Genomic DNA, 19,464 nt, shown 5'->3' with positions numbered 1-19,464 from the left:
AAACAACCAAATACGACAATGAACACAAAGTATCAACAACCTCAATACGCCATCGGCGTGGGCGAAGCACTATGGGACGTGTTGCCCGAAGGTAAAAAATTGGGCGGTGCACCGGCCAACTTCGCTTATCATATTAGTCAATTCGGCGAGAAATCGATCGCCGTCAGTGCCCTTGGCAAGGATAAATTGGCCGAGGAAACCATTGCACAGCTCGACGACAAAGGGCTCAAATACGTAATGCCCAGTGTGCCTTATCCCACCGGAACCGTGCAAGTGACGCTCGATAACGAAGGAGTTCCCACCTATGACATCCGTGAAAACGTGGCGTGGGATAACATTCCGCTTACCGACGAGATGCTTGCCGCTGCCCGAAATGCCCGTGCCATCTGCTGGGGATCACTCGCCCAACGCAACGTTGTATCGCGAAACACGATTCGACAGTTAGTGAAAGCAACCCCAAGCGATTGTCTCCGAATCTTCGATATCAATTTAAGGCAGACTTTTTATACCAAAGAAATCATTCAGGAATCATTGAAACTGTGCAACGTTCTTAAAATAAACGACGAGGAATTAGTTGCTATCGGCCGCTTATACGGCTATCCCGGCTTAGATATTCAGAATAAATGCTGGCTCATTCTCGGTAAATACGACCTTGATATGCTCGTACTCACCTGCGGAATCAACGGCAGTTACGTCTTTACTCCGGGCACAATGTCGTTCCGGGAGACGCCGAAGGTAAACGTAGCAGATACTGTCGGCGCCGGCGATTCATTCACTGCGGCTTTCTGTGCAGCCGTATTGAAAGGTCAGCCCGTAGCAGAAGCACACCGTTTGGCCGTTGAGGTCAGCGCATATGTGTGCACACAGAACGGTGCTATGCCGCAATTGCCGCCGCACCTATGCACACTCTGATATCCCCACAGGGCACATACGTTCCCTTCGTATGTGCAGAAAGGTTGGTAAAAATGGACCGATGGGGATAACATCAAGACCAAAACCTTGGCGCCTCGGGCGTCAGGGAGCAAGGGTCGGGCGTGAATGAGTACCAGCCTTTATACCTAATAAGAATTCATTCCCCCACCCTTGATTGATTTGTTTTACCCGAACAGCACCCGACTTCGTCCCTTTTCTTTATCGGAAAAGAAATGAAGTCGGGTGCTGTTGTAAGTGAGACCGACAGCGCTTTGCTGCAAGGCTTTTCCCTCTTAATTCCTACTCGTTCCTATTTACGGCCGTAAAGCAAGCCTACTGTGCGCAACATCCACGGTGTTCGGATGTAACCGGGAATGAAATTCATTTGTCCCACGGCACTAACATAATGTATTTCGCTGACACCTTCAGCTTTCAACTCGTCGATAAGTGTGTGGATATCGCCATAAATCGACTTGCTTCCGAAAAGGTCTTGGAATGCAAACAAGCCGCCTTTGCGCACCACCCGCAATGCCTCGCGCACCAACTGACGTTTGTCGGGCTGCGTTCTCACCTCGTGAAAAACAAAATTGCTGACAGCAGCATCAAACTCACCGTCCGCGAAATCGAGCTTCGACGCATCGCCTTTACAAAACTCCGTTCGCCCAGAAACACCCTCGATGTCGGCGTTTCGTTCACATTGCTCCTTGGCATAGTCCCATCCAAAGCCCCAGTAATCTATTCCGATGAGCGATGCTTCGGTAAATTTGCGGGCACATCGGATGGTGAGTGCGCCGGCACCACACCCGATATCGAGCAACCGACCGTGTCCATCCCAGTCGAGATGATCTATAAGAAACTGATGGATCTCGCCCATCAGACCACCTCTTTCAAATGAAAATGCGTTGCGACACACTTGCATATAGATGGTCACGGTGAGCGACGCAAGCAGCAAAACGCCTGCAACAAGAGTTATGATAAAGCTCCAATGTGCAAGGACGGAAACCGCCGTAAACAGCAAAAGTACAGCAGATACACTGTAAAGAATACGCATAAACGGCATCGGAATCCAATTGCCGTAATCCGGTTTTCTATTGTTGTTCTGTTCCATTGTATAAAAATGAATTTTTGTTTGCAAATTTAAGACGTTTCATTCATTGTAACAATACCGAAAAGTGGTGATTTGAACAAGGGCGATTGACGACTGTCGGAATCGCATATAGTTCTTACCGAGACTTGGGTTACGACCATTCCGCAACGCCTTTATATAAAGGCATTGCGGAAGATGTGGTTAATCGCCTTGCGAAAAGCCGTTAAACGGCGTGCATTTAACGGTTAAACACACACCATTTAACCGTTAATCAGAAACGACTTAATGGTAAATCCTTTTTTTAACACTTGTTTTATAGATTGTATCATATATATTTCCTAATTTTGCAATACATCTAATCAGTTTTCAACTGACAGAAAACTTATCGAAGAGCAACCGAAAATTCGGTAACGTAAACAATCGTCGGACCTGTGCGCCTATACTCACTTATAATGAGTAAGCACTTATTCATATGCGGAAAAGGCCTAATATAAAGGGAGAATACGTACAAAGGGGTATCCAAAAAGATTGCACAGATCGGATAAATCGTACAGATTCTACCCCTGACAAATTATTTTCCAGTGACCGAGACTACACTTCCAGTTTCCTTTCCAATTCACGTTCATTTTCCGTTTTGCAATCTCTACATTGCAAAATCATCACTTATAAGTATTGCAATTATGAAAAAACAGTAGTATCTTTGCAGCGAAATTCAAATTCAATACAGACAACGGGTGTCGCAAGGCACTTTTAATCATTAAACAAAAAGTATCTCTATGAAACAGCAATGGAGAGGGTTCAAAGGAACCAAATGGACAGATGAGGTGAATGTCCGTGACTTTATTCAAAACAACTACACCGCTTACGATGGCAACGAAGACTTTCTTACAGGTCCGACAGCAGCCACCGACAAACTGTGGACTATCTTGAAAGGACTCCAAAAGGAAGAACGCGCCAAAGGCGGAGTGCTCGATATGGAGACGGAAGTGGTTTCTGGTCTCACGGCTTATGGCCCGGGATATATTGGTGAGGGCACTAAGGAGCTCGAACGAGTCGTAGGCTTGCAGACAGATAAGCCTCTGAAGCGTGCGTTTATGCCTTACGGAGGCATCAAGATGGCCGAACAGGCGTGCACAACATATGGTTATGAACCTTCGAAAGAGTTGCACAAGATCTTCAGTGAGTATCATAAGACCCATAATGACGGTGTCTTTGACGCTTACACGGACGAAATGAAGTTGGTCCGTCACAATCATATCCTCACGGGATTACCTGATACTTACGGTCGCGGTCGCATCGTAGGAGACTATCGTCGGGTAGCTCTTTATGGTGTAGATTTCCTTATCGAGGAGAAGAAAGACGACTTGGCGCACGTCGGTTGCGGTGTAATGACTGAGGATATTATCCGTCTTCGTGAAGAGGTTTCAATGCAAATCCGCTCTTTGCAGCAAATGAAAGAGATGGCAAAGATTTACGGTTACGACATCTCCGAGCCTGCATCGAATGCTAAAGAGGCTGTACAGTGGCTCTATTTCGGTTATCTTGCAGCCATCAAAACACAAAACGGAGCCGCTATGTCGGTAGGTCGCGTGTCTACATTCCTTGATATTTACATTCAGAGAGACCTCGAAGAAGGCACGCTAACGGAGTTGGAAGCACAAGAACTCATCGATCATCTCGTGATGAAATTCCGTATGGTGAAGTTCGCTCGTATACCTTCTTACAATCAATTGTTCTCTGGCGATCCCGTATGGGCTACTCTCGAAGTGGCCGGAATGGGACAAGACGGCCGCTCGATGGTAACGAAAAACGATTTCAGATTCCTCCATACGCTTGAGAATATGGGGCCGTCGCCTGAGCCGAACCTTACCGTTCTCTATTGCTCTCGCCTTCCGGAAGGCTTCAAACACTATGCTTCGAAGATCTCTGTCACCACGAGTTCCATTCAATATGAGAATGATGACGTGATGCGTCCGGTATGGGGAGATGACTATTCGATATGTTGTTGCGTGTCCGCAACGCAAACCGGCAAGGAGATGCAGTTCTTCGGAGCCCGCGCTAACTTAGCAAAGTGCCTCACTTATGCTATCAGTGGTGGCGTAGATGCCCGTACTCGCGAGCAGTGCGGCCCTGCTTTACGTCCTATCGAGGGTGATATCGTGACCTACGAAGAGTTTATGCCACGTTTCAAAGATATGATGGAGTGGCTCGCCGACATCTATGTCAACACGCTGAACCTTATCCATTATATGCACGATAAGTACTTCTACGAGGCTGCCGAACTTGCACTCATTGACACGGATGTGCGTAGAACCTTTGCAACCGGTATCGCCGGATTCAGCCATGTGGTTGATTCCATCTGCGCAATCAAGTATGCAAAGGTGCAGATCGTGCGTGATGAGACCGGTTTCCCTGTCGAATTTAAGACCGAAGGAGACTTCCCTCGTTATGGAAATGATGACGATCGCGCCGACGAAATTGCCGTTTGGTTGCTCAAAACGTTTATGAAGATGATCCGAAAGCACCACACCTATCGTAATTCTGAGCCCACAACGAGTATCCTGACGATAACTTCCAACGTGGTATACGGTAAATATACGGGTATGATGCCTGATGGACGGCCCGCCGGAGCACCGCTTGCACCGGGTGCAAATCCATCTTATGGGGCAGAGAAGAATGGCCTATTGGCTTCTCTTAACTCTGTTGCAAAGCTGCCGTATGAATACGCTCTCGACGGCATTTCAAATACTCAGACCATCAGCCCGTCTGCTCTCGGCCACTCAGAAGCCGAACAAGTAGACACGTTAGTTGGCATATTGGACGGCTATTTTGACCGAGGTGCACATCATTTGAACGTGAACGTCTTCGGAGTTGACAAGTTAATCGATGCGATGAACCATCCTGAAAAGGAGGAATACGCTAATTTCACCATTCGGGTAAGCGGTTATGCCGTGAAATTCATCGACTTGACGAAAGAACAACAACTCGATGTCATTGCACGTCAAGCTCACCAACGGATGTAAGATTGTTTTCAGCCAGCTTCTCGGTGACGAGAGGCCACATTCTCCGTCATTATTTTTCGGAGGACAGTTTAAAGTTAGTAATTGTTTAGAAGTCCTCCTCTTACAGGAGGACTTTTTTCTTTCCGAAAACAAATAGCATTATGATTTACAGTGATTTAACTTCAAAAGAAAACCCGGTTGATTCCTCTTTGCCTTCTCCCGAACAGTCGAAGAGAGTTCCTTTCGGGCGCATCCACTCCGTCGAAACATTCGGATCAGTAGACGGTCCGGGCATTCGCTTCATCGTATTTTTAAAAGGTTGCGCGATGAGATGCCGCTACTGCCACAATCCAGACACGTGGGATCCGCAGTCAGACGACCTTCGTACAGCCGACGAAGTGCTCGAACAGGCACTCCATTATCGCTCTTATTGGGGCCGGAAAGGCGGAATCACGGCGAGCGGAGGCGAAGCTCTCTTGCAGATCGATTTCCTTACAGACCTCTTTCGCAAGGCAAAAGCACAGGGAGTCAACACTTGTCTCGACACGGCTGCACGCCCGTTTACCCGTCGCGAACCGTTTTTCGGGAAATTTCAAGAGCTGATGAAGTACACCGATCTTGTACTTTTAGACATCAAACACATCGACGACGAAGGCCATAAGCAGCTTACCGGCTGGACCAATCGCAACATTTTAGACTGTGCCCGCTATCTGTCTGACATCGGAAAGCCCATTTGGATCCGCCACGTCTTGGTTCCCGGCGTCACCGACGACGACAAACTCCTTTACCGTTTGCGCGATTTTCTCAAAACATTGCACAACATCGAACGCATTGAAGTGCTCCCTTACCACGCCCTTGGCGTGTATAAATGGGACGAACTCGGCATTCCTTATACCCTTCGCGACGCCGAACCGCCCACGCAAGAACGTGTAGACAACGCGCAACGGATATTGAACGAGGCCCTCAATCCATCCCCCTCCAGAGCAGAAGAGAATCCAAAATAAAAATCGCCTGTATATGATTGGAAATCAACAACATACAAATCTCCTTATGACTAACGGTTAATCGTTTTGCGTTTAACGGCTTTTTGCACGATGATTGACCGTTAGTTGCAAGGCGTTTAACGGTTAGTTGCAAGGCGATTAGCCGTTAATCGCAAACTCTTTCATATATCTTTGATAATCAAACAAATACAAAAGAAAAGCCATCATTATCTCGTCATTCTACTGTTATTTATCAAAAAAGGAGTTTTCAAGGATGAGTCGCATTACAATGTCCTACTATTCGCTTTCCAGATAATGGGATTCTTACTAACCAATCAAATGATTTCTTACCATAGAAATAATTCATTCGAGAAACTTTCCGCATCTTTGTATCTTTAAATAAAAGGTTAAAACGATGACGGCCGGACCCAATCCGACAACCGCCCCATCAAAAAGAGACAAACGGAAATGGATAAAAGGACAGTACCTTTATCAATATCTGGCGCTCCATCGGCTGTTTTTACCGATACCAAACCTCATTATCACATCCTCGACAGACTGCGAGGCGTGGCAGCATTGACAGTTGTCTACACCCAATGGTTGTGGTGGAAACGCTCATCGAGACAGACCACAGCCCCGCTCACTACACACATTTGCAAGTTTATGGGAGATATTTCTTATCCGCTTTACATTGTTCATTATCCTTTCATTTACTGGTATTACGCGTGGGTTAAGAATGAAAATCTCACGTTCGCAGCCTCACTTCCCAGTGCGATCGCTTTGATCGTGGGCTGCATTTTGTTGGCTTGGTTGTGCCTGAAAACCTATGACGAGCCTGTGCGCAGATGGCTCACATACTGTTGGTTGCGAACTGCGGCGAAATAAAAGCATACGAAGCTGAGACAAAAACTATAAAACAGAGCGGCAATACATCTGCTTTAATCAGACGAATACGGCCCGGAAATACGGCATTTTTGAATTATTAAGAAGACGAATCGACGTCGAAGAAAGATTTTTATGTAGCTTTGTAGCTCACTTTTAAGTTCAGGATTATGAGAAAATGGATGCGTAAAACAACATTGTTGCTTGTGGCCCTACTGTGTATGAGCTGCACAAGCAACGGTCAAAACAAACAAAAGGAGAATCAAAAGATGACTACAAAAGCAGAGATTTATTTGGCAGGAGGATGCTTCTGGGGTACGGAACACTTCCTGAAACAAATTGACGGTGTGCTCAATACAGAAGTGGGGTATGCCAACGGGAATGGAAAAGACCCCTCGTATCAGCAAGTTTGCACTGATAAGACAGGCTTTGCAGAAGCCGTTCACGTAACTTACGACCCGCGGAAACTACCGCTTTCGTTGCTTATTCAGCTCTACTTCCAGACCATTGATCCCACAAGCGTCAATCGACAAGGCAACGACCGAGGGACGCAATACCGTACAGGAATCTATTATACGGACCAAACCGACCGACCGTTGATACAGGCCGAAATGGCAAAACAGGCTGCATTGCACCACAAAAGGTTAGCCGTTGAGGTACTTCCGTTGAAGAACTTCTATGCGGCAGAGGATTATCACCAAGACTATCTGACGAAGAATCCAAGCGGATATTGCCATATTCCGCAGGCACTTTTCGATATGGCGCGCACGGCTAACAAGCAACAAGCCGACAAACAGACGTATGCCAAGGCCGACCCGCAGCAGTTGAAAGCGAAACTCACCCCCTTGCAGTATGAAGTTACACAGAATGCAGCCACCGAGCGACCCTATCAGAACGAGTATTACGATGAGTTTCGTGAGGGTATTTACGTCGACATAACCACCGGCGAACCGCTTTTCCTGTCTACGGATAAGTTTGAATCGGGCTGCGGGTGGCCTGCTTTCTCCAAGCCGATTGATAACCATCTGCTGGCAGAAAAGCACGACACATCTCACGGAATGGACCGTACCGAGGTGCGCAGCGCCATCGGAGGTGCACACTTGGGGCACGTTTTCAACGACGGTCCGAAAGAAAGCGGCGGACTGAGATATTGCATAAACAGTGCATCTCTGCGTTTTATTCCCAAAGCCGAGATGCAGAAAGAAGGTTACGGAGCTTATATCAAACTGATCGAACCGGCTAAACCGGCCGGCCATTAAGTTTTCGAACCATCCCGTTCAATAATTTTTCACGAGCCGAAAGATTTCTCAACACTCCACGACACACGATAAACAGGGCATTTATTGGCAGTTTATAGATATTATCTATACACCTATTGCCATTATCTGTTGTGCGGAACGAAAAAGAGAACTATCTTTGCATCAGAAATCAGAAACGAATAAATAATAAATAGAAAGGAACAAAGAAGATGAAGACACTTGATGTTTTAGGATTGGACGAGAAGAAAGTCAACGGCGTAGTAAGCGCTTTGAATCAGTTGCTTGCAGACTTTCAAGTATATTATATGAACCTCCGCGGCTTGCACTGGAATGTAAAAGGCAAGGGCTTCTTTACACTGCACGCTAAGTATGAGGAGCTTTATAACGACGCAGCAGCCAAAGTCGACGTAATTGCCGAGCGTTTGTTGCAATTGGGAAGCACGCCCGAGAATCGCTTCAGTGCCTATCTTCGCGTGGCAACTCTGCAAGAAGACGGTTTCATTCCGACCGGACACGCCGGTTTGGAAAAGGTTCTCGAGGCCCTGAAAGTGCTCATTGCAGAGGAACGCAAGACAGTAGAGTTGGCCGGAGAAGCCAATGATGAGGTGACGGTTGCATTGATGGACGACTTCCTTACAGGGCAGGAGAAACTTGTTTGGATGATTACCTCTTTCCTCACAAACCACCCCGACTCAGACGATAAATAACATTATAGCGAACAATTTATCTTTAAAAAGTGGCGGACTCGCGATGGGTTACGCCGCTTTTTTTATGGATGAATCCAAACGATCACGGTTAAAGGCCAGGCGCAGAGAAAACACATTATAAGGTGTTTGAATCAACTTTTCAGGCCCTCGGGTAAATATGACGTCATATTTGGAGAAATATGACATCATATTCGAGCAAAAATGACGTCATATTTGGGAGAAAATGACGTCATATTTGAACAAAAGAGACGTCATATTTGGAAGAAAGTGATATCATGTCTTTTATTCTATCCTATGATACTGAATCAGCATATATATAACGCGTTGCGCCAGAAGTCAGGCGTTTCAACGCTGATTGAGATTCAGCATTTATCAAAATAAACAAGGAAACAGGAGAAATCAGGGTGTGGAAAGATTCGGGTCGTACTCGATTTCGCGCAGAGCCATACGACCGGTGACATCGGTCAGAACAAAAGTGAACATCCATTTATTGAGACGAATGCCGTCGGCAGGCACGTAGGGGAGCTTGAAAAAAATCTTGTTCCACCCCTTTTTAAGATGAATAATGACAGGATTTCGCCCTGCAAAGTTCTCGTCTTCAAGGGGTGTTTCATTATCTATGCGGGCCCCGAAATGCTTCCATACGGGCGGAATAATCTCTACATCGTTGATCCACAGCCGTGAACCCTTGCGATCCCAATGCCCGGGGAGAGGCCCGCAATCTTGCTCCGACCGGCTGTAATTCTGCAATTCGATCAGCGCTCCGACCTTTTGCGCCCGCGGAGAATGCACAAATGTCCACGCATATACCGTGTGATTGAGGTATCGGTCGGGATAAAATGCCGGCACAAGGGCGCCCCACGTGTGTCTGAGATAGATGCCGGCACCTGTCGCGAGATGTGTTCGGTAAATGCTATCAGCAATGGAATACGACGCTTGTGGGCCCAAAGTGTCGGGCGGAAGAATGCTATCGGCTTTGCCGCCGTTGGGCATCGGGTCGGTAATCCGCCATCGGACATCGGTCTGCTTCACATAAGCGATGGGCTCATCGCGCAAAGAATGTGTTTTGTGAAATAGAAAACGAGCCTCCCAATCACGGTAATCCAGAAACTCATCGCCGTCGTTCGGAAGCATTACTCCGCCCTGTTCAATATACTGCCGACCGCCGCTTGTCCACGCACGAGAGGCCGAAGCGACGACGGCTGCATAGAAATTATTTTGCAGGAGGATATCGCGCGCACTGTGCAAACGATGATCATTCCACACGGCCGATATCTCTCCGGCCAACTCCTGTGAGCCTTTCGGCCGACCGTAGATATTGCTTCGATAGATACCTACAATGTCTGCGAACGTGTCGAAGTGGTTAACATAATTATAACGACAATCTATATTGGGGATGCCTGGCACGAGATGACCTGCCGAACTCCACAGTTGCACCATATCAACACCCGTAAAATCGCCCTTTGTCGGTACCCAAACTACGGCTCGCCGACCCAAACCGTGTATGTGTTCGATCATCACACGTAGGAAACCGGGCGGCATATTGTCAGCCTCATCGCCTCCGATATGGATATAAGGAGCATCGGGAAAGACGGCGCACAGCTCGTTGAGTGCCTGCTTTAAACAGTCAATGCCCTGCTCGCTTTGCATCGGAAAGCCCATTGCACGCGTAAAAGCGGCACTGTGTCCGGGCATATCGAGCTCAGGAATGATGCTGATGCCGTAACGACGGGCATACGCCGACAGCTCACGACACTCTTCTTGATTATAAAAAAGTCCCTGATGGCGAGTCATCGAACGTGCGGAAGTGAGTCGGGGAAAGGCTTTCACCTCGAAACGCCACGCTTGATTGTCGGTGAGATGCCAGTGAAACGTATTGACTTTAAAACGCGAAAGCAGTCGAATTTCACGTTTCAGCTCCTCCACGGGGATAAAAGAGCGCCCCGCATCGTGCATAAATCCGCGCAGCCGAAACGCGGGCCAGTCTCGGATTTCACCGCATTCCACGGCCGTCGTCGTGACATATCCTTCAGCCAGTTGCCGTAAAGTCTGCACGGCTCGAATCACTCCCGTGGGCGAAACAGCCTGAATACGGATCTCATTCGGCGTGACCGATAGTGCATACGTCTCGCTTTCGTAGCCGGCCAACGGTACATCGCAAGCTCCCGGGATAGAATCGACTAAGCAGACTACAATCCGCTGCTTGGCCTTCCGCACCGGAAGACATTTGTTTTCATTGAGAAAGTCTTGTAAAAGTGCACAATTCGTCGGGTCGGAAACGCTCACCGGTCGCCCCAGGACAAAGCATTTCCCTGCTGGATCCCATCTCATCTGTTGCGGAACAGGCAACAAGTGAATGCTCCGAGCACATATCGGCACGGCCGAGAAAAGGGCCGTTGCAATACAAATCAATATGAATAGCTTTCGCATTTCTAAACGTTGATGTCGCGAAAGCATTGTGTTTTGTTTCCTTATTATCATTGGTTATCGAAATTCTCTGCAAAGATAGTGATTCCGAATGATAATTGAGACCTGACAATTGATAATTCAATTTTTCCGTTTGGAAAAGGAATCGTTAAAGGTTAATGTGTCAATCAGCAGTTACCTTTGTGTGTCATAATATCTAAAACCATTTCGTCGGTGGTGCACATTGCATCTGCTCCGATACTTGTCAGATTCCGAATAGAGCGGTCAACATCGTCATCGATGATGCCTTCGGCCGACGTTACGCATCTGCCTTCCATCGAAAGAAGGGCCGAAAGAAGGGCTGTCGACACACCGGAAGAAACTTTCAGAGAACAGCTTGGCTTGGCTCCGTCACACAACATACCTGCTAAATTGGCGATCATATTCTTTATTGAGTGGCAGATTTGCTCGTAGTTACCACCCATTAGATACGTAATGCCACAGCTGCTGCCCGTAGACGCCACCACACAACCGCACAAAGCGGAAAGCTTGCCGAGGCTCTGCTTGATGTAAATGGCTGTGAGATGGCTTAACACCAATGCCCGAATAAGTTCTTCTTCGGTGTTCTTATTCTCTTGCGCATAAACAACGACAGGGTTGGTAGCGCATATTCCTTGGTTACCTGACCCCGAATTGCTCATCACAGGAATCATTGCGCCACCCATACGAGCATCGCAGGCTGAGGCCGTTCGCGATATAATGTGCGAGTAAATGCTGTCGCCGAAGATGCCGTGACTTAGTGGACGGCTCATCGTTTTTCCTAAACAGTGGCCGTAATTGCCTTTGAGCGACTCCTCAGCAGCCTTGATATTGTAGTCGCGTGTCTTCAAAATGAAACGGAGTTCATCAACCGGCGCAGTTGTAGCAAAGTCGTATACCAATCGCATATTGAGTTGGATGCCTCCCTCTTCGATTGCAGTTGAAGTCTCACTACGTTTGTCCAACAAAACATTTCCATCCGACTCAATGTATACGAAGTCTGTATGTCCGCCAGCAATAACAGCTGTCGCGCTATGATTTTGGGCTTCGCAGACAATCTCTATATAAAGTTTCTCCGTGATGTTTTGTTTCAGTTGGATGCTGATTCGGTTTTCTTTGGTAAGCGTTTTACCTTCTTCAAGCGTCTCGGGAGTAAGATCTTTAATAACCTCTAATTGATATTCAGACTTTCCTACGATAGCTCCAAGGGCGATAGCAATAGGTAATCCGATCATTCCCGTACCTGGAATACCTACTCCCATTGCGTTTTTCAGGATATTGGCACTCAATAGTGCCGTGATCTTTTCAGGTTTCCGACCAAGCGTTTCAGTCGCTCGAGCCGTGCAGAGAGCCACCGCCATAGGCTCCGTACAGCCTACGGCGGGGACTACCTCTTTATTAATTAAGGTGAGAATCTTATCTCGTGTGTCTTTGGTCAGCATTTTAGCGGCGATAGTTTTCTAATCCTTTGTCTAAGAATTCCAAGTAAGCGGGAATATCTTCTTTATAAGAATACGATCCTGTTAGTGGGTTTCCTTGATTGTCGACAGCCACATAGAAAGGCTGAGCGTTGGCTCCGAACTTGCTACTTTGCAGATAACTCCATTTGTCTCCGATAGTTCTTAGTGTACGCTTCTGCCCGTTCAGTTCGATTTCCATCGGTTGAGCGAGCGGCGTTTTATCATCGACAAACAACGAGATGAGCACATAATCCTTGGTAAGTTTATCCGAGACGCGCGCGTCTGTCCACACGGCGGCCTCCATCTTACGACAATTCACACAGCCGAAACCAGTGAAGTCGATCAGAACCGGCTTTCCTTGTGCTTTGGCTACAGCCATTCCTTCCTCATAATTGGTATATTTCGCTTCCACGGTCTTGGTATTCAGATTGAAGTCTTGCGTGTTGATAGGCGGTGCAAAGGCGCTGACAGCCTTGCAAGGAGCCCCCCAAAGCCCGGGAATCATATAAATCGTGAAAGCCAACGAACACAATCCGAGCATAATACAAGCCACTGGCATCGGCTTATTTAACTCTCCGCCGATAGTGTCGCTTTGGAATTTCAGCGAGCCGATAAGATAGAGTCCCAGTGCGCCGAATATCACAATCCACAGCGAAAGGAACACTTCACGGTCGAGAATGTGCCATCCATAGGCGAGATCGGCTACTGAAAGGAACTTCAAAGCGAATGCAAGTTCTATAAAACCGAGCACGACTTTCACCGTGTTCATCCACGAACCGGACTTCGGCGCTTGTTTCAAGAGCGACGGGAACAATGCAAACAGGGTGAAAGGAAGTGCCAATGCCACTGCAAAACCGAACATTCCGACCGCAGGTCCGACCCAATTGCCCGACGTTACGGTCTGAACAAGCAGCAATCCGATGATAGGTGCGGTACAAGAAAATGATACCAGCACCAGCGTAAACGCCATTAAGAATATCGAAATGAGACCGGTGGCCTGCGAAGCCTTAGAATCTACGGAGTTAGCCCAGCTATCCGGCAACTTGATTTCAAACCAACCGAAAAACGAAAAGGCAAAAGCAACGAGCAATGCAAATAAAAAGATGTTGAAGACTGCATTCGTAGAGAGTTCATTAAGCTTGCTGGGACCGAAGAGGGCAGTGATGACTAAGCCCAAACCTAAATAAATAACGATAATCGAGATACCGTAAGTAACGGCGTCGCGGATACCTTTACGTTTGTCGTCCTTGGACCGTTTGAGGAAGAAACTGACCGTCATCGGGATGATAGGCCATATACACGGCATTACCAAAGCCAACAAACCGCCCACCAGCCCCATTAAAAAGATGTAGAGTAATGAATGGTTCGCAATATCATTTGTACCGCCGAAAGCCTGTAACTGTTGAACGACGGGATTCCAAAGTGCCTGTTCTTCTCCCGCCGACAACTGTACATTGGCAGCTGAATCGACGCGAGCTCCGGCGGCATTCTCAGTCATTGACACAGCCGAATCAGCTTTTACCGCAGCAGAGGTGCTCGGATCTATTTGTTCGTCAGTGCCTTGCGGTTCGTTTTTTTTTATGTTACCAGTAGCCACGGCAGGCGATTTCCCGCTCTGTTTGATACTGACCGACGTCGGCGGCATACAGTTTTGATCATTGCAAGCACCGTATTCCAAATAAGCATCAATGGTATAATTGGGTTTCGTGAATTTCACTTTCTGCACGAATTGCACGCTACCCTCGAAATAACGGAGTTTCATTTCAAACAGCTTATCATACTGTGCTATCTCCTTTCCACGCGGAGTAAGCTTCCCGACAAGTTCAACACCATCGAGCTTCGTCACATTAAACGTGGCGGAAATGGGCCCGTCACTTCCCAAGTTAGTTGAATACACATGCCACCCAGCATCGATTTTCCCACTGAAAACAATCTCGGCTTCGGCCGTTCCATTGGTTTTCAGCTGCGTGGAGAACTTCACAGGGTTCAGCATTTGAGCATTGGCGAACAACGCAATGAGTAAAAGCGTCGCCAGAGTCATCATTTTTTTCATATATAATTGTATTTGAGGCTTGATTACTTCGTTATTATATAATACGTCGATAAGGTGAAAATGTTACTTCACGAGCCTCTTTTTCTTTTTTTTTAACTATAAGAAATTGTTCAAATCACCGCAATTAGAGTAGAAAAATACCGTAGATACTCTTCTCTCAGCGTTCGTTATAGAGTCTTTTACTGCGTTCCAACCGATAGAAAAAGATTTGATCGCGAATCTCTGTCACCTCTTTCGAAATATGGGTAACGTATTTGAAGTCGAAGAACCGGCGTTTCTCAGCAAAATACTCGGTCGTATCGCGCGCACCGATCATCAATATTCCCGCGGTGGGTTTCGACAAATCCAGCTGCTTGATGCGATCTCCGGTATAGAAATTGGTAGCAAAGAAGTGCATTTTCGGCGCCTTAATGTAACTGTAAATACAGTCGTTCGGGAACCTCTTCGTGATGAATGCTGCGACAGGCCGGTCTGACTTGGTGTTTAAAACGATAGGTTGAATCACACCATCAACGGCAAAAAACAGCGCCAAAACCATTGCTGCCGTAGTCGTCAACAGGCGACGGTTACGCAGTTGACCGCTTTTACCGACGAGAAAAACCACCGTTGATACGGTCACAAACAGCAACAGGGCAAGAAACAAGCCATTGAAACTGATGAGATCCGCATGTTCCAAGGCCGAGAGCATCGCCTGATTATCTGCTGCGTGCTTGCCGTGGAAAATCGAATGGGGTACTACTCCCGTCCGAACAGTGACAAACAGCCCCGTAAGAACAAATCCCAAAACGGCCAAGAAGCCTGTATAGAGACGTACGATACGGCCCCTTCCGGACGCGATCAGCCACACGACGTATTCTGCAATGAGGTAAGCCATAAAGGGATAACAGGGCAACAAATACGTACTTCGCTTGCTCGAAGGGATGCAATAGAACAAAAGGATGGACAGAAAAGCAATCCACACGAAAAGCTGTAACGGTGCGGCGTCTCTGCATTTGCCAGTAAGCACAAACCATCCGCGCCTGATCGACCGAGGCTTCGGCCATTTCAACCGATGCAGATAACGCTTCCACGGCAATGTTAATGATGAAAAAAGCAACAGCAAAGTCCACGGGAACCATCCCGTAAGCAGCGTAATGAAATTATAAATGAACGAATGTCGGTGAGATTCATAACTCATTCGCCCGAGAAAACGACCGAAGTTCTCTTCCATCACAAGGTCGAAAAAGGTGCTTCCGCCCTCCCAATAAGCCGCGATATACCACAAGGCAGGCAATAGACCGGACAAGATTGCGAAGCCGATAAAACGAAACAGCGTATCGAAAAATGATTTACCACGCAGCCACAAGAATGCAACCATCACAAGACAAGGCAACAAAAAGCCCACAGGACCTTTGGTAAGCACAGCCCCACTCATACAAAGGACGGCTCCGACGGGCAGTCCTTCCATCCCATTTTCCCACCAACGATAGAACAAATAGAGTGCACCCACGATGAAAACAGTAAGCATCATATCCACGCGACACGCCATTCCGGCCCGGTGAACCTCAAAAGCCGTCAGTAACAGAAAGGCTGTCAGCAAGGCGATTTGCCCGTTTTTGCGACGTGCAAAGAACATATAACTGATTCCGGTCAGTACAATTAGCGACAGTGCCGACGGCAACCGAGCGGTGAACTCACTGACATAGCCCGGCAGGAGCGAACAAATTGCGATGCACCAATGAAAGAACGGCGGTTTATAAGGTATGTCGCCGCCATTGTTAACGGGCAGAATCCAGTCGCCGTTTTTGAGCATCGAGAGGGCCACAACAGCCTCGCGAGGTTCTCCTTTGGAGTAAAAATCAGTCAGACCGATAAACGGCAGTGTAGCGATAATGCTGAGAACGAGTACCCAAAAGAGCGGTTTAGATGGGTGAAATTTCATAAATCGTATACTGTTTTTATAATTGACGATTGGTAATGAACCGTTGATAATTCATTAACGAAGTTTCCGACATAAGTCCGGACAAACCTAAGAAAAGAACGAATGACAGTCGTTGAATATTATATAAGAATTTACTTTTTATCCCATCGCATTCATTCTCTTTTTTATGTTTCCGTTTTTCCGCTTTTAATTAACCGTTAATCGCACAGCGAAAAGCCGTTAAACGGCATGCGTTTAATCATTAATTGCACGGTGATTAACAGTTAATTGCAAGCACCTTTATATCTAACTGACATTCAATTGGATATGAGTATAAAGTCGACTCATTGCCAGCTTCTTTTCAAAAGGCAGGAAATACTGACCGATGAATATAATTCGTTCTCCCCGTTTGATTTCCGATTAAAGAATAATCACGACCGATTATGAATCGTTCATTGTGAATTATGAATTTAATTATGTATTTTTGCATACGAAATTTTGATCGAAGCAAAGACCAATAGATATGAAACGATTATTAAGACGCATCTTCCCCCGCAAGCAGTGGGATGCTCCGACACGACAATATGCGCTGTGTCTGTTCCTAAAATTCATTCTTTTCGATGTCATTTGGTGCCTCCAAACTACCTTTACATCGTTTTCGATACCCGAACTTTATGTAAATACGGCGCTCATCTCGCTTCTTTTGCTATTGCCTTACATTGTGACGCGGCGCGATTGGGTGCAACTGGCAGTGCTGTTCGCAGTAGATGTGCTGCTCATCTGCAATCTAATGTACAGCCGAACCTATAATTCGGTCATTCCGTTAAGCAGTTACGGGCTCGCAGGAAATCTGAGTGACTTCCTGCCCAGCGTCATTGACTCAGCCCGATGGATAGATATGCTTTTCCCATTGTCCACTATTGCTCTGCTCGTTCACCGGCTTCGCCGACGCCGTTCACCATCGAAGCGTCCGCGGGTGATGATGCCTTATGCCGTATTGACACTCGTTGTGGCCGGTATTTCGACCGTACAACTCGCACTGAGAGGCGGTCTTACCAAGGCCTTCGACCATCTGCAATCGGCCAATTACTATACTTGCATCGTCCCGATGTATACCGTTTTCGGTCATCTTTACTATGACGCGATACAGACAGACAAGCCTTTTACACCCGAAATGAGACGTGAAATCGAGCATTGGATGGCCGAAAAGCCAGCTTATCGACCGCTACCCGACAGCATATCAAGACGCAATAATCTCGTCGTTGTGCTCTGTGAATCGTTAGAAAGTTGGGTGTTGGAACAGCGGATAGAGGGTATCGAGATTACGCCCAACCTCAACCGCGTATTGCGTGAACGGTCAACACTTTATGCACCGCACGTCTTGACACAGGTGAAAGGCGGTCGGTCGATAGACTGCCAATTGCTGATCAATGCGGGAATGTTGCCCATCAACAGCGGATGTTATGCTATGCGTTATCCCGACGACACTTATCCGACACTGACCAAGGCGCTGCACGCACGTGAAAAATCTCGCAGTTATCTGCTCACTGTGGACAAAGCGGTGACTTGGAATCAAGCAATCGTAGCGCGATCGTTCGGTATCGACACACTGCTTGCTAAGCCTTGCTGGCGTTTGGACGAGAAAGTGGGATCGCGAAAGAAGCTCGGTGACGTATCGTTTATGAAGCAAGCAGTAGAGAAAATGCAGCGAGGCGAGATATGGAAAAGCGGCGAACACGTTTATCTTCAACTCGTTACATACTCAGGACACAACCCGTTTATCCTGCCAGACGCCCTGAAACGCATCAAACTTCGCGGCAATTATCCAACCAAAATGCGCGATTTTATCACGATGGCAAACTATACCGACCACGCACTCGGCATCTTGTTGAATTACTTGAAGACGCGCCCCGATTATCAAAACACGATGATTGTTATCACAGGCGACCACGAGGGATTGGCCGCTGACCGCGAAGACATTCGGCGATCGACCATCGGACACAAGATGGTTTCAGCTCATCAGTACACGCCATTTATTGTGGTTAATTCGCCCGTCGGCCTTCGTTACGATGCGGTAATGGGTCAGGTGGATATGTATCCCACGCTTCTCAACCTGCTTCATTTAGATGATTACGCGTGGAAAGGCATCGGACAAAGCATTCTCGACCCGTCGAAAGCACCCGCAGCAGTGGGCTCTAATATGAATGTTGAGGTGACAGGAGAGAATGTTTCGACACAAGAAATCAAGCGATTGAAGCAAGCTCACACCGTATCCGACTTAATGATCCGGTATGATTGGTTGAAAATGAGATAAGGCCTCATACCCAATAAGTCACGGCCTCATTCCCCTCTCCTCTCCAAAAGGAGAGGAGAGGGACAAGCTCCGATATGTTCCTAATTATCAAATATATACAAAGCGAAATTCAATTAACGGTTAATTGTGTCGTGAAAAGCCATTAAACACAGTGCGATTAACGGTTAAATACAAGCCGTTTAACCATTGATTGCGATGAATTTAACCGTTAATTGCAACACAATAGATAAGCCTCTGGAATTCAATCAAATACAGTTCAATAACGCTCTTCTCTCCCTAAGGAGAGGGGTTGAGGTGAGGCCGTGGCCTATTGGGGGTGAGACTGAAAGAATTTTGTATGAAGTCATTCTTTATCCAATCTGCAAACAATAAAAGGGACCGCATTATTCCCGATGGAATAGCGGTCCCTTTACTACGTTAGTATGTTATGAAAAATTTGAGAGAAACGAGACTTCACAGC

Annotated in this window: 11 protein-coding genes and 1 pseudogene; 7 read left to right on the top strand and 5 right to left on the bottom strand. The window is 47.1% G+C overall.

Annotated features, from left to right (window positions below):
* The first annotated feature begins 18 nt into the window (after positions 1-18).
* Complete coding sequence (locus RWY97_RS06220; RefSeq protein WP_021584176.1) at positions 19-912, top strand: carbohydrate kinase family protein; 894 nt, start codon at positions 19-21, stop codon at positions 910-912.
* 310 nt (positions 913-1,222) lie between these two features.
* Here RWY97_RS06220 and RWY97_RS06215 read toward each other — a convergent pair whose 3' ends face one another.
* A complete protein-coding gene (locus RWY97_RS06215) occupies positions 1,223-2,020 on the bottom strand; it encodes a class I SAM-dependent methyltransferase (RefSeq protein WP_024992144.1) in 798 nt (265 codons plus the stop codon).
* Between the two features lie 755 nt (positions 2,021-2,775).
* Here RWY97_RS06215 and pflB point away from each other — a divergent pair.
* From pflB to RWY97_RS06190, 5 genes and pseudogenes are all read left to right on the top strand, one after another.
* Positions 2,776-5,022, top strand: coding sequence for a formate C-acetyltransferase (gene pflB / locus RWY97_RS06210; protein ID WP_315566140.1), 2,247 nt, complete (start codon positions 2,776-2,778; stop codon positions 5,020-5,022).
* A gap of 140 nt (positions 5,023-5,162) precedes the next feature.
* Positions 5,163-6,005, top strand: coding sequence for a pyruvate formate-lyase-activating protein (pflA, locus tag RWY97_RS06205; RefSeq protein WP_315566138.1), 843 nt, complete (start codon positions 5,163-5,165; stop codon positions 6,003-6,005).
* A gap of 606 nt (positions 6,006-6,611) precedes the next feature.
* A pseudogene (locus RWY97_RS06200) lies at positions 6,612-6,869 on the top strand (acyltransferase family protein); the annotation flags it as partial.
* A gap of 179 nt (positions 6,870-7,048) precedes the next feature.
* Positions 7,049-8,125: a peptide-methionine (R)-S-oxide reductase MsrB gene (gene msrB, locus RWY97_RS06195; protein ID WP_024992141.1), complete on the top strand. Its 1,077-nt coding sequence runs from the start codon at positions 7,049-7,051 to the stop codon at positions 8,123-8,125.
* Between the two features lie 209 nt (positions 8,126-8,334).
* Positions 8,335-8,832: a Dps family protein gene (locus tag RWY97_RS06190; RefSeq protein WP_021584175.1), complete on the top strand. Its 498-nt coding sequence runs from the start codon at positions 8,335-8,337 to the stop codon at positions 8,830-8,832.
* 399 nt (positions 8,833-9,231) lie between these two features.
* Here the strand turns inward: RWY97_RS06190 and RWY97_RS06185 are convergent, their stop codons facing one another.
* The 4 genes from RWY97_RS06185 to RWY97_RS06170 all read right to left on the bottom strand — a co-directional run bounded on the left by RWY97_RS06185 (position 9,232) and on the right by RWY97_RS06170 (position 16,711).
* On the bottom strand, positions 9,232-11,262 hold the full coding sequence (locus RWY97_RS06185; protein WP_315566136.1) for a family 20 glycosylhydrolase: 2,031 nt from the start codon (positions 11,260-11,262) through the stop codon (positions 9,232-9,234).
* Positions 11,263-11,426: 164 nt separating this feature from the next.
* A complete protein-coding gene (locus tag RWY97_RS06180) occupies positions 11,427-12,719 on the bottom strand; it encodes an L-cysteine desulfidase family protein (protein ID WP_273176197.1) in 1,293 nt (430 codons plus the stop codon).
* Position 12,720: 1 nt separating this feature from the next.
* Positions 12,721-14,790 carry a protein-disulfide reductase DsbD family protein gene (locus RWY97_RS06175; protein WP_315566134.1) on the bottom strand — a complete coding sequence of 690 codons (2,070 nt, stop codon included), beginning with the start codon at positions 14,788-14,790 and terminating at the stop codon, positions 12,721-12,723.
* Positions 14,791-14,947: 157 nt separating this feature from the next.
* On the bottom strand, positions 14,948-16,711 hold the full coding sequence (locus tag RWY97_RS06170) for an ArnT family glycosyltransferase (RefSeq protein WP_315566132.1): 1,764 nt from the start codon (positions 16,709-16,711) through the stop codon (positions 14,948-14,950).
* Between the two features lie 502 nt (positions 16,712-17,213).
* On the opposite strand from RWY97_RS06170, the gene RWY97_RS06165 reads away from it, so the two are divergent.
* A complete protein-coding gene (locus RWY97_RS06165) occupies positions 17,214-19,004 on the top strand; it encodes an LTA synthase family protein (RefSeq protein WP_315566130.1) in 1,791 nt (596 codons plus the stop codon).
* The last annotated feature ends 460 nt before the right edge of the window (positions 19,005-19,464 follow it).

This window comes from Hoylesella pleuritidis, assembly GCF_963541955.1.
In the GTDB taxonomy this organism is placed as follows: Bacteria; Bacteroidota; Bacteroidia; order Bacteroidales; family Bacteroidaceae; genus Prevotella; species Prevotella pleuritidis.
Note: the sequence above shows the minus strand (reverse complement) of the source record. Positions and strands in the feature narration are given on the sequence as shown.

Coding starts and splice junctions, on each gene's coding strand:
- RWY97_RS06220 (WP_021584176.1), top strand. CDS start 19: ATGAACACAAAGTATCAACAACCTCAATACGCCATCGGCGTGGGCGAA.
- RWY97_RS06215 (WP_024992144.1), bottom strand. CDS start 2,020: ATGGAACAGAACAACAATAGAAAACCGGATTACGGCAATTGGATTCCG.
- pflB (WP_315566140.1), top strand. CDS start 2,776: ATGAAACAGCAATGGAGAGGGTTCAAAGGAACCAAATGGACAGATGAG.
- pflA (WP_315566138.1), top strand. CDS start 5,163: ATGATTTACAGTGATTTAACTTCAAAAGAAAACCCGGTTGATTCCTCT.
- msrB (WP_024992141.1), top strand. CDS start 7,049: ATGCGTAAAACAACATTGTTGCTTGTGGCCCTACTGTGTATGAGCTGC.
- RWY97_RS06190 (WP_021584175.1), top strand. CDS start 8,335: ATGAAGACACTTGATGTTTTAGGATTGGACGAGAAGAAAGTCAACGGC.
- RWY97_RS06185 (WP_315566136.1), bottom strand. CDS start 11,262: ATGCGAAAGCTATTCATATTGATTTGTATTGCAACGGCCCTTTTCTCG.
- RWY97_RS06180 (WP_273176197.1), bottom strand. CDS start 12,719: ATGCTGACCAAAGACACACGAGATAAGATTCTCACCTTAATTAATAAA.
- RWY97_RS06175 (WP_315566134.1), bottom strand. CDS start 14,790: ATGAAAAAAATGATGACTCTGGCGACGCTTTTACTCATTGCGTTGTTC.
- RWY97_RS06170 (WP_315566132.1), bottom strand. CDS start 16,711: ATGAAATTTCACCCATCTAAACCGCTCTTTTGGGTACTCGTTCTCAGC.
- RWY97_RS06165 (WP_315566130.1), top strand. CDS start 17,214: ATGAAACGATTATTAAGACGCATCTTCCCCCGCAAGCAGTGGGATGCT.